This window comes from Burkholderia sp. Ed8 (genome assembly GCF_040761425.1).
Classification (GTDB): domain Bacteria; phylum Pseudomonadota; class Gammaproteobacteria; order Burkholderiales; family Burkholderiaceae; genus Burkholderia; species Burkholderia seminalis.
This window is the reverse complement of record NZ_CP142889.1, coordinates 349,470-363,033: the sequence shown is the minus strand read 5'-3', so window position 1 is coordinate 363,033 and position 13,564 is coordinate 349,470. Positions and strand designations below refer to the sequence as shown.

15 protein-coding genes are annotated in these 13,564 nt (G+C 67.0%); 6 read left to right on the top strand and 9 right to left on the bottom strand.

Going from position 1 to position 13,564, the window contains the following annotated elements; genetic code table 11:
* Positions 1 to 17: 17 nt before the first annotated feature.
* On the bottom strand, positions 18 to 1,292 hold the full coding sequence (locus VXM69_RS35910; RefSeq protein ID WP_069705731.1) for a hypothetical protein: 1,275 nt from the start codon (positions 1,290 to 1,292) through the stop codon (positions 18 to 20).
* Between the two features lie 309 nt (positions 1,293 to 1,601).
* Here VXM69_RS35910 and VXM69_RS35905 point away from each other — a divergent pair, with 309 nt between their 5' ends.
* The gene (locus VXM69_RS35905) at positions 1,602 to 2,078 is read left to right on the top strand and encodes a hypothetical protein (RefSeq protein WP_367190728.1); all 477 of its coding nucleotides are present in this window, start codon (positions 1,602 to 1,604) and stop codon (positions 2,076 to 2,078) included.
* 56 nt (positions 2,079 to 2,134) lie between these two features.
* Here VXM69_RS35905 and VXM69_RS35900 read toward each other — a convergent pair whose 3' ends face one another.
* Both VXM69_RS35900 and VXM69_RS35895 read right to left on the bottom strand, forming a co-directional pair.
* Positions 2,135 to 3,133 carry an ABC transporter substrate-binding protein gene (locus VXM69_RS35900; protein WP_367190727.1) on the bottom strand — a complete coding sequence of 333 codons (999 nt, stop codon included), beginning with the start codon at positions 3,131 to 3,133 and terminating at the stop codon, positions 2,135 to 2,137.
* A gap of 42 nt (positions 3,134 to 3,175) precedes the next feature.
* On the bottom strand, positions 3,176 to 3,520 hold the full coding sequence (locus VXM69_RS35895; protein ID WP_034190052.1) for a DUF3088 domain-containing protein: 345 nt from the start codon (positions 3,518 to 3,520) through the stop codon (positions 3,176 to 3,178).
* Positions 3,521 to 4,010: 490 nt separating this feature from the next.
* Between VXM69_RS35895 and VXM69_RS35890 the strand changes: the two genes are divergently transcribed.
* Together VXM69_RS35890 and VXM69_RS35885 are read left to right on the top strand one after the other, a co-directional pair.
* A complete protein-coding gene (locus VXM69_RS35890) occupies positions 4,011 to 5,195 on the top strand; it encodes a porin (RefSeq protein ID WP_367190726.1) in 1,185 nt (394 codons plus the stop codon).
* Between the two features lie 179 nt (positions 5,196 to 5,374).
* Positions 5,375 to 6,562 carry an LLM class flavin-dependent oxidoreductase gene (locus VXM69_RS35885; protein ID WP_367190725.1) on the top strand — a complete coding sequence of 396 codons (1,188 nt, stop codon included), beginning with the start codon at positions 5,375 to 5,377 and terminating at the stop codon, positions 6,560 to 6,562.
* Between the two features lie 30 nt (positions 6,563 to 6,592).
* Here the strand turns inward: VXM69_RS35885 and VXM69_RS35880 are convergent, their stop codons facing one another.
* Positions 6,593 to 7,810 carry an acyl-CoA dehydrogenase family protein gene (locus VXM69_RS35880; protein WP_367190724.1) on the bottom strand — a complete coding sequence of 406 codons (1,218 nt, stop codon included), beginning with the start codon at positions 7,808 to 7,810 and terminating at the stop codon, positions 6,593 to 6,595.
* Positions 7,811 to 8,131: 321 nt separating this feature from the next.
* The gene (locus VXM69_RS35875; RefSeq protein ID WP_367190723.1) at positions 8,132 to 9,097 is read right to left on the bottom strand and encodes an SDR family NAD(P)-dependent oxidoreductase; all 966 of its coding nucleotides are present in this window, start codon (positions 9,095 to 9,097) and stop codon (positions 8,132 to 8,134) included.
* 139 nt (positions 9,098 to 9,236) lie between these two features.
* On the opposite strand from VXM69_RS35875, the gene VXM69_RS35870 reads away from it, so the two are divergent.
* Positions 9,237 to 10,157: an AraC family transcriptional regulator gene (locus tag VXM69_RS35870; protein WP_367190722.1), complete on the top strand. Its 921-nt coding sequence runs from the start codon at positions 9,237 to 9,239 to the stop codon at positions 10,155 to 10,157.
* A gap of 185 nt (positions 10,158 to 10,342) precedes the next feature.
* Here VXM69_RS35870 and VXM69_RS35865 read toward each other — a convergent pair whose 3' ends face one another.
* Positions 10,343 to 10,555: a twin transmembrane helix small protein gene (locus VXM69_RS35865; protein WP_006489184.1), complete on the bottom strand. Its 213-nt coding sequence runs from the start codon at positions 10,553 to 10,555 to the stop codon at positions 10,343 to 10,345.
* Positions 10,552 to 10,902 (bottom strand): hypothetical protein, encoded by a 351-nt coding sequence (locus VXM69_RS35860; RefSeq protein WP_034190047.1) that lies wholly within the window; start codon positions 10,900 to 10,902, stop codon positions 10,552 to 10,554. Before VXM69_RS35860 ends, VXM69_RS35865 begins: the two co-directional genes overlap by 4 nt.
* A 241-nt stretch (positions 10,903 to 11,143) precedes the next feature.
* Between VXM69_RS35860 and VXM69_RS35855 the strand changes: the two genes are divergently transcribed.
* Positions 11,144 to 11,902, top strand: a complete 759-nt coding sequence (locus tag VXM69_RS35855) for a YoaK family protein (RefSeq protein WP_034190046.1) — start codon at positions 11,144 to 11,146, stop codon at positions 11,900 to 11,902.
* Between the two features lie 86 nt (positions 11,903 to 11,988).
* Complete coding sequence (locus tag VXM69_RS35850) at positions 11,989 to 12,174, top strand: ribbon-helix-helix protein, CopG family (RefSeq protein ID WP_034190045.1); 186 nt, start codon at positions 11,989 to 11,991, stop codon at positions 12,172 to 12,174.
* Positions 12,175 to 12,218: 44 nt separating this feature from the next.
* Here VXM69_RS35850 and VXM69_RS35845 read toward each other — a convergent pair whose 3' ends face one another.
* Positions 12,219 to 13,055, bottom strand: a complete 837-nt coding sequence (locus VXM69_RS35845; RefSeq protein WP_367190721.1) for a spermidine synthase — start codon at positions 13,053 to 13,055, stop codon at positions 12,219 to 12,221.
* A gap of 41 nt (positions 13,056 to 13,096) precedes the next feature.
* Entirely contained in the window at positions 13,097 to 13,435 is a 339-nt protein-coding gene (locus VXM69_RS35840) for a zinc ribbon domain-containing protein YjdM (protein ID WP_367190720.1), read from the bottom strand.
* Positions 13,436 to 13,564 lie beyond the last annotated feature (129 nt).

Genomic DNA, 13,564 nt, shown 5'->3' with positions numbered 1-13,564 from the left:
GCCTGGCAGCCGCGGCATCACGCGTGTCGCACGACGATATCCCACGCGGTATGGCATGCCTGCCCCGGCAACGTGAGCGCGCTCAACACGATGCGGTCGCCCGGTTGCGTCGAGACGCTGATCTTGTACGGCGCCTGCAGCGAGACGCTTTCGCCGTTGCGCGCCACATGCGCCCGGGGCGCCGACGGCTGGCCGCTCAGGTGCGACAGCCCGATGTCCAGCACCGTCCGTTCGCGCGTCACCTCGAATTCGACCGTGTGCGACGCCCATGCATTGAGCGCACTGCCCTGCGGGTGCCGGAACGACGCTCCCGCGGCGAGACGCGGGACATCCGGCAGCACGTCCTCGTGCGCGGCCACGAGCGCCAGCCCGTTGGCGGCGAGGCGTTCGAGCGGAAGCGCGTCGAGGGCGGCCGGCTGTTCCCGCATGCCGGGTTCGGGCGGCAACGCGAACGCCTGGCCGAGCGCGATCGCCTGCTCGGCATCGCGAGACAGATATCGCCAGTGATTGAGGAAGCGCACGTCGCCCGTCATGTGCAGGCCGCGGATCGGCTTGCCCTGATGCTCGAGCAGGATTTGCACGGCATCGAAATCGTGCCGCTCGTGAAGCCCCCATTTCGTGACGAAATTCTGTTCGCAGCCGACCAGGCGAACCTGCCCCAGCCCGCCCCACAGATGCAGGAACGTCGTATCGAGCCCGTGGATCCCGGCGAAGTCCAGGCCGATGCGTCCAGCCTGCTCGCGGACATACTGCGCAAACCGCGCCCACGGCGCTCGGCCGCCCACGACGAGCCCCGCCTGCAACGGATGCCCGACCCGATCGAGTACGTCCTGGACGCATTGACGGACCAGCGCGTCCCGCCGCTCGCCGATGATCGGCGACATCACGAACGCGCAGAAGTGGGCGTCGGGCGCGACGTGCAGCAGATCGTCATCGGTCGCGACGTCGAAGATATCGAATCGCGGCCCCGGGAACCAGATATCGGCGTCGTAGAGCGCGAGCGTCTGCAGTTCCGGATCGGCGTCGAAGACCGCGGCCGCGGAGATGTAGCGATCCCACGAAAGGTCGCCGACGCCTGCCCCGGCATAGACTTCGATACCGTTGTCGCGCAGCCGCTGCTGCTTGTCGGCGGACAAGCCGTAGCCGATGACGCCGATGCGCCCGCGGTAGTCCGTCGCGCGCAGCGAGACGATGAACGGAATGACCATCTCGTACCAGGCTTGCCGGTTGTCGTCGATCGCGAAGGCGACGAGATGGCGGCGGCTGGTCTCGTTGTTATCGGACGTGTTCATGCGTGTGGTGGCGAAAAGGTGGCGCGTATCGAGTCAGTCCGGCTGCAGGTTCTTGCGCGCGAGACCGGTTGCCGGGCAGCAATCGAATATTCGTTATCGTCATACGATATCGCGGTGAATCCATTTCAGCGGCTTCGTATCGACACATCCGTTCGCTCGACAAGCGATGTCCGATTGTAATGAAGAACGACGGATTCCTGAAGACGCACGCCGGTGCGTCGTACCCGGCCCGATTGCCCGACGATCACGATCGCGCCGGCGCCCGATGCGGGATGAAAATGCCGCGGCGCCGGGCATTTGTTAAATAGCTTGAATGACCGACAACCGGCCGGCAATTTGCCTTACCATCCGGCCGTCATCCTCGCCGATGCCGCCCACGGTCGACCGGCCGCGGGCGCCGGCCGTGGAGTTTTCCCTCGGCAGCTCGACCGCGTTGCCGATTTCATTCGAACGCCAGGACCGATCATGTTCCAGTCCCCGGGAGATTCATTCGTCAGCGGCTCGTTGCTCGGCCTGTGCGTCGAGGTGCCGCTCGCCGCGCTGGTTTCGCTCGCCATGCACGGCGTCGACTGGAACGGGCAGCGCATCGCGATGCTCATCGCCACGCCCGTGCTGATCGCATGCATCGCGCTGCTCACCCGCCCGGTGGCACTGAGCACGATCTGGAAGCACAAGCGCTCGCCGTTCGTGCTCGACGACAATGTTCGCGCGTCGATTTACGGCCGGCTCAGCGGGATCGCGATCGGGCTGGTATTCGGCATCATGGTCGCGACGACGTTCTCCTGATTCCGCCGGGCCCGTCGCATCGCCCGTTCACATGGGCAGCGCCCGGCGGCGGCGCGTCACCCCGCCGCAACCACCGAATTGAACGACGTATCCCACAACGGTGCGACGTTGGCCGGCCCGTCGAGTACGCCGATCCGGGTAAACACATCGGCGACCTGTTGATGCTGCGCGACCACGTCGGGCGTCACCGGCAGTAGCGCGAAGTCTTCGCTGCGCTGGTCGAACATCGCGACGAGATCGGCAACCGGCACGCGCGTCTCGCGGTTCTGCGCGAGCGCATAGTCGCGGAAGCGCCCGTTCGCCCACGCATATGCGTGCCGGAACCGCAGCAGCAGATCGGCGGTGGCCGCGCGCCGGCGCGCATCGTCGAGCGCCCGGGGATTCGCGTACACCGGAAAATTTCCCGACAGATAGCCCTTCCCCGTCTTCAGCACGCGCGCGCCGTAGCGATTGCGCGCGAGCTGGCCGTTGTAGCCGTAGATCGCCCACGCGTCGATGTCGCCGCGATCGTACGCAGACAACCCGTCGGTCGGCGACAGGTTGATCGGCTGGATGTCGTCGAAACCGAGGCCGGCCTCCGTCAGCTGGCGATACAGAAAATAGTGCGACGTCGTCGCACGCACATAGCCGACGCGCTTGCCCTTCAGCGCCGCGATGCTGCGGATCGGCGTGTCCTTGCGCGCGAGCGTGACCTGGTTGTTCAGGTCTTCGCGCACCCGCGAAATGAACCGCACGTCGGCTTTCTGGCGCGCGGCGAACACCGCGGGGATTTCGCTGCCCGAACCGATATCGAGCGCATCGGCATTGAGCGCCTCGATATGCAGCACGCCGTTGTTCAGCTCGCGCCAGTCGATCCGGTACGGCGTGTCGCCGAGCCCGGCAGCCTGCAGCAATGCGCGCCAGCCGCCCTTGTAGGTCGCGACGCGCAACGTCGTGCCGGCGAGATCGGTGTTGACGGCCGGCGCCGCGAACACGGACCTCGCGGCCAGGGGTGCCGCCACGACCGCGGCGCCGGCGAGCAGCAGGCGGCGGCGTGACGCCGAGATTGACGACATCGGGTGCTCCTGTCGATTGAATGGGTTGCCGGAACCGGCGTGTCAATGCAGCGCCGGAAATCCGTGGCGCTCGGCCAGCAGCTCGAGAATGCGGCGCGCGTCGGTGACGAAGCGCACGTCGCCGAGCGTCTGCGCGTCGTCCGGCGCCGGCTGGTCGCGGCCGAGCACGAGGACCGGCAGGCCCTGATGGGCATCGTCGAGCGCGTCGATCACCGCGGCCCGCGGCCGCTCGAACCCGACGCGTTTCACGTCGAGGCGGCCGGCACGATCGGGCGCGCTCGCCAGCAGTCCTTCGATCGACAGTCCATGCGGACAGACGAAGCGTTGGCCCGGATGCTTCGGATCGGCAAAGCCCGGTTCCAGCAGAAACAGTACATCGCGACTCATGTCAATCGGCTCCCATGTTCGTTGATCCACCCGGCCGGGACGCTTGCACCCGTGTGCGCGTCGATTCCCGGCGCATGCCGGCCCGCGACCGGATGCCCGACTCTACCGTCACGCGTCGTGCGGCCCTACCAACGTTTTGCGGAATCGATATGCGGGACCGCATAGCGCATCGGTGCTACGCCGCCTAGCGGGCGTTGCATAAAAACATCGCGGTCGGGGCTGCACATATTGCGGATATCGAACGATTTCATCGATCGATATGACATCACGCACGGGTTGCCGCTGCCCGCCGTATGCGGTCCAGGCGATGTGTTCGCCGCAGCATGCACGCCGGACGCGATCACGACGGACATGCCGGGCCGGCGACCCTGCACATTACAAATCGACCGCGCGACGATTTACAAACCACGGATCGACCGTTCATCGGCGCGTCCGTCGTCAATAGCATCGTGATCCTCACGGACGTACCCATAAAAAACAGAGGATAGCGATGATCAAAAAATCGGTAGTACTGGGTTTGGTTTCGATCGGTTCGGTCAGTGCGTACGCGCAGAGCTCGGTGACGTTGTACGGCGTCGTCGACGCCGGCATCGCGTATACGAACAACCAGGGCGGCGCGAGCAACATTCAGCAGACGAGCGGCAAGCTGAGCGGCAGCCGCTGGGGCCTGAAAGGCGCGGAAGATCTCGGCGGCGGCCTGCAGGCGGTCTTCACGCTCGAAAGCGGGTTCCGGCCGAGCGACGGCGGCCTCGGCCAGGGCGGCCGACTGTTCGGCCGCTCCGCGTACGTGGGTCTCGCCAGGTCGGGCCTCGGCACGCTGACGTTCGGCCGCCAGTACGAGCCGATCACCGACCTCGTCGCGCAGTACTCCGGCGCCGGCTTCTGGTCGCCGGCCACCCACGTGGGCGACAACGACAACCTGAACCAGAGCTTCCGGCTGAACAACGCGGTGAAGTTCCGCAGCGACACGATCGCCGGCTTCACGGCCGACCTGCTCTATGCATTCAGCAACCAGGCGAACGGCGGAGCGGGCACGGGTTTCTCGAACAACAACGCCTGGGGTGTATCGGCGAACTACGTGAACGGCCCGCTGTCGGTCGGCGGCGGCTACGTGCGGTTCAATCACCCGAACGCGACGTCGAACACAAGCGGCGCGGTGGGCGGCGCGACCTCGACCACCGGCAACGACTACAGCGGCGCATTCTTCTACGGGCTGAACGGCGGTGTGCTCAAGCAGCAGATCGGGGCGCTGGGCGCGAACTACGCGCTCGGCCGCGCGACGGTCGGCTTCGCCTGGAGCCACACGCAACTCGACTATGTCGACGGCTCGTCGCGCAAGTTCAACAACTACGACGTGAACGCGCGCTACCAGATCACGCCGGCCGCCACGCTGATCAGCGTCTATACGTTCACCGACGGGCGCGCGAGCGGCCTGCCGGGCACCGGCGGCCAGACGCTGAAGCCGCGCTGGCACCAGTTCACGCTCGGGTTCGACTATGCGCTGTCGAAGCGCACCGACATCTACGTATCGGGCATCTACCAGCTCGCGGCCGGCGATGCGAGCACGGCCACGTCGGGCGGCTATCGCAAGATCGCCGCGATCTCGAACATCGGCAGCGCGTCGTCGACGAACCGGCAGCTCGCGTTCGTCAGCGGGCTGCGCGTGAAGTTCTGACGGCACGCGTATTGGGGGCGGCGCGATAAGCAAAGCGGGATTCGTTGTTTGCCGCGCCGTGCCCGGTTGCCGAGAATGTGCGTTTCGCCGCGCGAGGCCGCCTGCGTGAACGCCGAACCGGACGGGCGCCGCGCCCGTCGCCGTTGCCCGGCGCGCGCCACCCTCGCCAGGAGCAAGCCATGAGCGACACCTCCCTCGCCGCCCCGCTCGCGCCGTCGCCGTTCGTCGACGTCCGTTCACCGGCGGATTTCCCCGACAGCCCCGTGTCGCGAGCGCTCGCGCAGCCGCTGATGCTCGGGCTGTTCCTGCCGATCCAGGCCGGCGGATGGAGCGCGTCGACCTTGCCGCGTTCCACCGAGTGGACCTTCGACTACAACGCCGATCTGGTCGCGCGCGCCGAGGCACTCGGCTTCGATCTGGTGTTCGCGCTGTCGCAGTGGCTGCCGAAAGGCGGCTACGGCGGCGTGTTCGACGGCCAGGCGCTCGACTCGTTCATGACGCTGGCCGCGCTGACCGCGCGCACCGAGCGGATCATCCTCGTCGCGACGAGCCACGTGCTCTACGGGCCGTGGCATCCGCTGCATTTCGCGAAATTCACCGCGACGCTCGATCACATCTCGCGCGGGCGCTGGGGCATCAACGTCGTGACGGGTCATCGCGCGATCGAACACGAGATGTTCGGCTGGAACCGGATCGAGCACGACCGACGCTACGAGATGGCCGCGGAATTCCTCGATGCGGTCCAGCAGTTGTGGGCGCAACCGGACAACTTCAGTTATACGCCGGCACTGTCGAACTGGCGCCTGGGCGGCGCATTCGTGACGCCGAAGCCGCGTTACGGCCGCCCGTTGCTGATCAACGCAACGGGCTCCGACGCCGGCATCGAATTCGCGGCGCGCTATTCGGACATCGTGTTCGTCACGAGCCCGGCCGGCCCCGACGCCGAACGGGCGATCGACGCGCTGCCCGCGCATACTGCCCGCGTGAAGGCGGCCGCTGCCGCACGCGGCCGGACGATCCGCACGCTGCTCAATCCGCTCGTGATCTGCCGCGAGACGGCGGCGCAAGCGCGCGCGTACCGCGACGCGATCGTCGCGCACGCGGACGAAGGCAGCTTTCACCGTTTCGACAGCGACGCGCATGCGTGGCGCGGCGGCTTCGACCAGCGTTCGCAGACGGCCGCGCGTGCGATCGGCGGCAACATCTCGATCACCGGCTCGCCCGACGAAGTCGCCGACACCATCGTGCGGCTGCACCGCGCCGGCATCGACGGTATCCAGCTGAGCTTCTACGACTTCAGGCCCGACCTCGACTTCTTCGGCGAACGCGTGCTGCCGTTGCTGCGCGAAGCCGGCTTGCGGCGCTGACGTCCGGCCGCGGCAACCGGCCTGGTGCGATCAGAACACGCGCCCTTCGGTCAGGTGCGTCGTCACGCCGTTCAGTTCGTAGTCGCCGATCACGCGTGCCTTGTGCAGCAGCGGGTTGTGACTGAAGATCGTGCGCAGGTTGCGCCAGTGCCGGTCGAAGTTGTGCGCGCGCGCCGTCGCCGACGCGCCGCCGACTTCGAACAGCCGCTCGGCCGCATGCAGCGCGAGCTTGCTGACGATCAGCTGCGTGCGCGCGGTCGCGAGCGCGCTGTCGAGCACGTGCGCATGCGCGTCGGCGTCGCCCGCTTCGATCGCGTCGGCGGAGCGATCGAGCGCCCGCGCGTTTTCGCGCACGAGCGCGTCGATCGCGTGGCTGTGCGCGGACAGCTCGCCGACGACCTGCTGGACGAAATGGTCGTCGTGCGCGGTGGGCGCCGGGCTGTGCAGCGCCGGGCGTCCGTGCGCGAGCACGTAGCGACGTGCATCGGCCACCACGTTGCGCACGATGCCCGCCGCCGTCGCGACGAGATGCAGCTGCCGCAGCGCGCCGCAATGGCGGCCGACGAGCGTCGACCCGTCGCGCGCGGTCACTTCGTCCGCGAACACCTGCACGTTGTCGAGCAGCAGGCTGCCGCTCGCCGTCATGCGCTGCCCCATCCCGTCCCAGTCGTCGAGCACCTGCACGCCGTCGCGCGCGACGGGAATGATCACGGCCAGCGCGTCGCCCTGCTCGTTTTCCACGTTGATGCGCGCGAAATCGGCAAACGCGGTGCCCGTCGAATAGTATTTTCGTCCCGTGACCCGATGGTGATCGCCGTCCCGGCGCAACACGGTCGTGTTTTCGCCCGGCCGCGACGTGCCGAGCTCGGTCGACGCGCCGCCGAAGATCGCGCCGGCCAGCCCGCGTTCGAGCTGCACGTCGTTGAACGGTGTGCGCGGCGACAGCCGCAGCGTCTCGGTCTGGTCGTAGTGAATGCGCAAGGCGTGCGCGAGATTCGAATCGGCGGCGGCCAGCGTCGCGATCGTATCGAACAGATCGACCAGCGTGCCGCCGAGGCCGCCGCGTGCCACCGGAATCCGCAGCGCGCCCAGTGCCGAGCGCCGAAAGATCGCGAAGCCCTCGAACGGCAGTTCGCGGCGCGCCTCGCGTTGCGCGGCATCCTGGCCGATCGCGTTCGCGAGATCGGGCAGCGTGGCGAGCGCGTCGCGCAACGCGTCGCGTGGATCGACGGCATCACGGGCAGTCATCGGGTAAATCCTTGTGGGAGGTGATCGGGTGCGTCGCGGCGAAGTGCGATCGCGGCATCGCAAAGTATAGGGACGCGTCCGGCGCACGTGAAAAGCCGATTTCAGCTTTTGTTATGCGTGCGCCGGGAATGGTCGCGCATGGCTGCCGTGTCGGCGCCGGATGGGCCTGCGACGCACGGTCACGACGATGCCCGCGCACGAAACCATCCGCTCGCGGCGCGCAGAGACAACGCTCAGTCCGCCGCGCCGTTCCGGCAGAACCCATGCGCCGACTCGCCATCCCGGCCCGGGCCCGAGCGGTTCCCGGCGCTCGCTCCGGCGTCAGCGGCGTGGCGCGAAGGCGTCGACCCCCGTCAACGCAGCGGACCACGCCCACAGACGTTCAGCGTCCTCCCGATCGATCGCGTGCGGTCGCACGCCCGACTCCTCGTTGCCGCGCGTCACCACCGCGATGTCGCAATCCTCGCAGTAAACGCCGCCGATTTCGGCGAGGCGCGGCGACGTTGCGGCCCACACCTGCGTCGCCGCGCCCTGCGCCGGCGTTTTGAAAGTCGGGTCGATCGGCACGCCGTGCTCGTCCACCCAGCCCTGCGCCATCATCTCCTCGCGGGTGAGATGACGTTGCAGCGGCGTCGCGATCTTGCCCGGATGCAACGAGTAGGCGCGGACGCCAAACTGGGCGCCGAGCGCGTCGAGTTGCACCGCGAACAGCGCATTGGCGGTCTTCGACTGCGCGTACGCGAGCCATTTGTCGTAGCCGTGCGCAAACTGAACGTCATCCCAGCGGATCGGCGAAAGCCGGTGCCCGAGCGACGACACCGCGACCACGCGGGCGCCGTGCCCATGCGCGAGCGCGGGCCACAGCCGGTTGACCAGCGCATAGTGGCCGAGATGATTGACGGCGATCTGCGCTTCCCAGGCGTCGCCGACGCGCGTCTCGGGGCACGCCATCACGCCCGCGCTGTTGATGACGATATGCACGTCGCGCCGCGCGTCGACGAACCGCGCGGCGAATGCGGCCACGCTCGCGAGATCGGCGAGGTCGAGTGCCGCGCTCTCGACGCCGGCCATCCCGCGCGTCGCGTCGCGCGCGGCATCGGCGCTCCGCGCGCCGACGATGACCTGCGCGCCGGCCTGCGCCAGTGCGCGCGTGGTCTCGAGGCCGAGACCCGAATGGCCGCCTGTGACGATGGCGGTTTTGCCTCGAAGGTCGAGACCGGCCAATACATCGCTCGCCGTCGACGCGGCGCCGAATCCGGAATGAAGGGGGTGTTGCCTGCTCGTCATTGAAGGCTCCAGGAATGATACGCACGGCACGCGGCCGCCCGCCGGTCACGTCACCGCACGAGCCCATTCTCGGGGCACGCACCCGGACTGTGAATGCAATAGAATCCGGTTTTTCGTCGAGATCGTCCGGGAGTTGCGCATGGATCCGCTGTCGGAAGTGCTGTCGCTGCTGGAAACGCGCGATTCGTTTTTCACCGGCCTGCGCGCCGGCGGTGCGTGGGCAGTCGCGATTCCGCCGCCCGACGGGGTCAAGTTCAACGCGGTGGTCGAAGGAAGCTGCTGGCTGACCGTCGACGGAGCGGGGCCGCCTGTCCGGCTACGCCCGGGGGACTGTTTCCTGCTCGCTTCGCCGCGCGCGTTTTCGCTGGCGAGCGATCCCGCGCTCGCCCCGGTGCCGGCCGCCGACGTCTATCGGAATGTCGAACGCGGTATCGCGCACTTTGGCGCGCCGGCGGATTGCTTTCTGATCGGTGGCCGCTTCGTGTACGAAGAAGGCATGCCGCTGCTGCTCGGCAGCCTGCCGCCCGTCGTCGTCGTGAACGGCGGCTCCGAACAGGCGGCGGTGCTGCGCTGGGCGCTGCAGCAACTCGCGCAGGAATTCGGTGCGTCGTCGCCAGGCGGGTCGCTGATGGTCCGGCATCTCGGACACATGATGCTGGTGCAGATCCTGCGGCGCTATGTGGACGACGGTGCGAACGGCGATGTCGGGTGGCTTGCGGGGTTCGCGGATTCGCGGGTGAGCGCGGCGCTGGCCGCCATTCACGCAGAGCCGGCGCGACGCTGGAGCGTCGACGCACTCGCGGCCTGCTGCCACGTGTCGCGCTCGACGTTCGCGCTGCACTTCAAGCGACGGCTGGGATTCGGGCCGCTCGAATACGTGCTGCGCTGGCGGATACAACTTGCGATGCGGGAGCTGCGACGCTCGAACGTCTCGATATCGGCGATCGCGCAGCGGCTCGGCTACGACTCGGACAGCGCGTTCGGACACGCATTCAAGCGCATCGTGGGTTGTTCGCCGCGCGCGTATCGGCATGGCCTGGCCGACGGGTCGGGCCGCTAGCGCCGGTCGCCTCTGCGTCTGTTGGCGCCCGCGAATGGCCTCGGCGGCACAGCCGAAACGGTATGTCCGCCAACGGGATTCATTTACATCAACGACGTCAGGATAAGTATTCTTATCACAACACCGCGATTAGATAACCAAACTCGCATTTACGAGAATGCCCCGCATGCCGCGAGGCGCCCCGCTCAACGTCCGATCGGCAATCCGGTCGGCTCGATCCAGCCGAGCTTGTACGCGATCAGCAGCGACAGAAACAGCGTGACCGACAGCCCGACGCGGGCCGCGAGCGACCACGCCATCCGCTTGGATTTGCCGCGATCGTGATTCATGAAATACAGCGCGAAGATCAAGCTCGCGATGATCATCGCGAATGCCACAGAAACCAGCAGGGTTTTCATTGCTGTTGCCTTTGAAGATCCGAATCGGCCTGAATCAGTTCGGCCAGTTTATTCCGTTCGTCGGCGATGCCGCCGACGCCTGACGCGGGCCAGTCCAGCGCGACGCCGTTGCCCAGCGAATCGCGCACGAGCGCCTGGTAGCGCCGGTCGTTGAGCCGGCCGTGATCCATGGCTTCCGAGATCTCGCGCCGGAACGGCAGCGGGAAACTCGCGTAGGCGCGCGACAGCGCCGCATATTGTCTCGCATCGATCTCTTTCGACGATGGTATGACAGTCCAGAGCACCACGGCCACGATGGCCGTGAACGGGATCGCCGTGTAGCGAAGGATGAACTTGATCGGGGTCATGAAGCGGTGGGTCGAAGGAATCGCAAACGCGGGCCGCGCGGCAGCGAAGCCACAGGCCGGTCGTACCGGGCATATTGTACTGAAAGCCCCATCCGGCTAACAGAGTATGATAATGACATTATCATGTTCATCACATGATTCGACAGCCCCGGTCTCCGGCGCAGGCAGCGTGCCCACCTTGCCGCCCGGCGCCGGCTTTCCCGTCCGTGCCCGCGATCCGCGGCGATTGAGCGAAACCCTTATGCCAGCGCAGTACTTTCGCAACCTGACCGGAAAACACCGCAGCGCGACCGCGAACCGTCAGCTCGGGTTTTCGCTGGCCTTCGTCGCCGGCGCGGCCAATGCCGGCGGCTTTCTCGCGGTCAAGCAGTACACGTCGCACATGAGCGGCATCGTGTCCGCGATCGCCGACCAGACGGCGCTCGGCGACGTCCGGCTGGCCCTGGCCGGCATCAGTTCGCTGGGGTCGTTCCTGTTCGGCGCCAGTTGCTCGGCGATCCTCGTCAACTGGGGGCGCCGCCGCGGGCTGCATAGCCAGTTCGTGCTGCCGCTGCTGGTCGAGGCCGCGTTGCTGCTCCTGTTCGGGCTGCTCGGCAGCCACCTCGCGCTGTGGGAAACCTTCTTCGTGCCCGTGACCGTGACGTTGCTGTGCTTCATCATGGGGCTGCAGAACGCGACGATCACGAAGCTCTCGGGCGCGGAGATCCGCACGACGCACATGACGGGCATCGTGACCGATCTCGGCATCGAGCTCGGGAAGCTGTTCTACTGGAACCGGTCGGCCATCGACGTCGACGCGCATGCGGTGATCGCCAACCGCTCGAAACTGAGGATTCACGCGATGATGCTCACGTCGTTCTTCGTCGGCGGGCTGGCCGGCGCGATCGGCTTCAAGCATGTCGGCTACGTATCGACGGTGCCGCTCGCCGCGGTGCTCGTGATGCTCGCGATCGTTCCCGTGATCGACGATCTGCTCGCGCTGCTCCGCGGCAGCCGCTGATCGGCCCCGAGGCCCTCGTTCCGGCGGCGGCACCGAAGTCGGATCGATTATAATTTGATTAACATACCGACCACGCTCGACCCGTCATGGAAACGAAAACCGCCCGCCTGACCGTCCTGATCGACCCCGCGAAGAAGGAAGCCTTCGAAATGCTCTGCGCGGAGCAGGATCTCACGCCGTCGCAAGTCGTGCGGCAACTGATCCGCGACTATCTCGACCGGCACGGCGTCACGTACAAGACCAAGAGCGCGCTCGGCAAGCGCGTGAAGTAAGCGCGGCCACACCGGCCGCGCCCGCGACGGCGGTCACACGCCGGTCATGCGTCGATTTCCCATCGCCCGCGCGCTTGCGCGCGCCGCGCCAGCCGCCGCGGATCGACGTTCTCCCCTGCCTTCATGCGCCTCGCCGTGGCCGCCAGCTTCAGCGTGCCGGCCTGCTCGCACGCGAGCGCGCGTTCGAGCAGGATCCGCAACGACGGCAGCCGGGTGTCGTGCTTCCATGCGAACGCGACGAAGTTGTTGTCGTCGCCGCACGGCACCAGCGTATACGACGCGCCGAACACCGTTCGCAGGTGCTCGAGATGCCGCGGCAGCGCCGGATCGTCGTCCATCAGGTTGATCGCCAGCACGCCGGTGTCGCCCAGGCGCGCGCGGCACGCGTCGAGGAAGGCCGCGCCGGTACACCGGCCCGGCGTGCCGTCGGCGACGAACGCGTCGTGCAGGATCACGTCCGTCCGGACGTCCGCCCGGTTCACATGATCCGCGCCGTCGGCGCATATCACCGAGAACCGTGCATCATCGGCGGGAATCCTGAATATGTCGCGCAGCGCGATCACGTCCGGATTGATCTCGACCGCGTCGATCGCCGTACCGGGCAGGTGCCGGTAGCAATATTTCGCGAGCGAACCGCCGCCGAGCCCGAGCATGCAGATGTGCGCAGGCTCGGGCTGCAGCAGCAGAAAGCCCATCATCACGCGCGTATAACCGAGCTCGAGCCGCACGGGATCGCGCAGCGACATGAAGCTCTGCGTCGCGAAATGATCGAAGTGCAGCGACAGCGCATGCCGTGTCTCCAGCACGAACGGCCGGCCGTCGTTCAGCGGCGTCGCCAGGAATTTGACGAACGCGTCGTAGGAAGCTGGATCGTCGATCATGGGCGGGCAATCGGGCGAAAACGGCCGGGCGCGACGTGCGCTCAGACCTTCTTCAGGTAGCAGGCCTTCAGCATGAAGCCGCCCATGTCGGTCTTGCAATCGACTTCGTGATCGCCGCCGACGAGCCTGATACTCTTCACCTTGGTACCCATCTTCAGCGTGATCGACGAGCCCTTCACGCGCAAATCCTTGATCAGCACGACCGAATCGCCGTCCGACAGCACGTTGCCGTTCGCATCCTTGACGACGTCACCCGCCGGTTCGTCGAGCACTTCGGCACCCGCCGACCATTCATGGCCGCAGTCGGCGCAGACGGTCAGCGTGCCGTCCGGGTAAGTGTTTTCCATCGCGCATTGCGGGCAGGCGGGGGCGGCGTTCATTGCAGCTTCCATTCGGGAGGAGTTGGATCGGTCAGGAAAATGCCGGGCGGGCAGGTTGCGCACCCGGCCGGTCATGCAACCGGGACACGCCTGCCAGGGACGCGCAGGTCGCCATCGGCGCACACGACA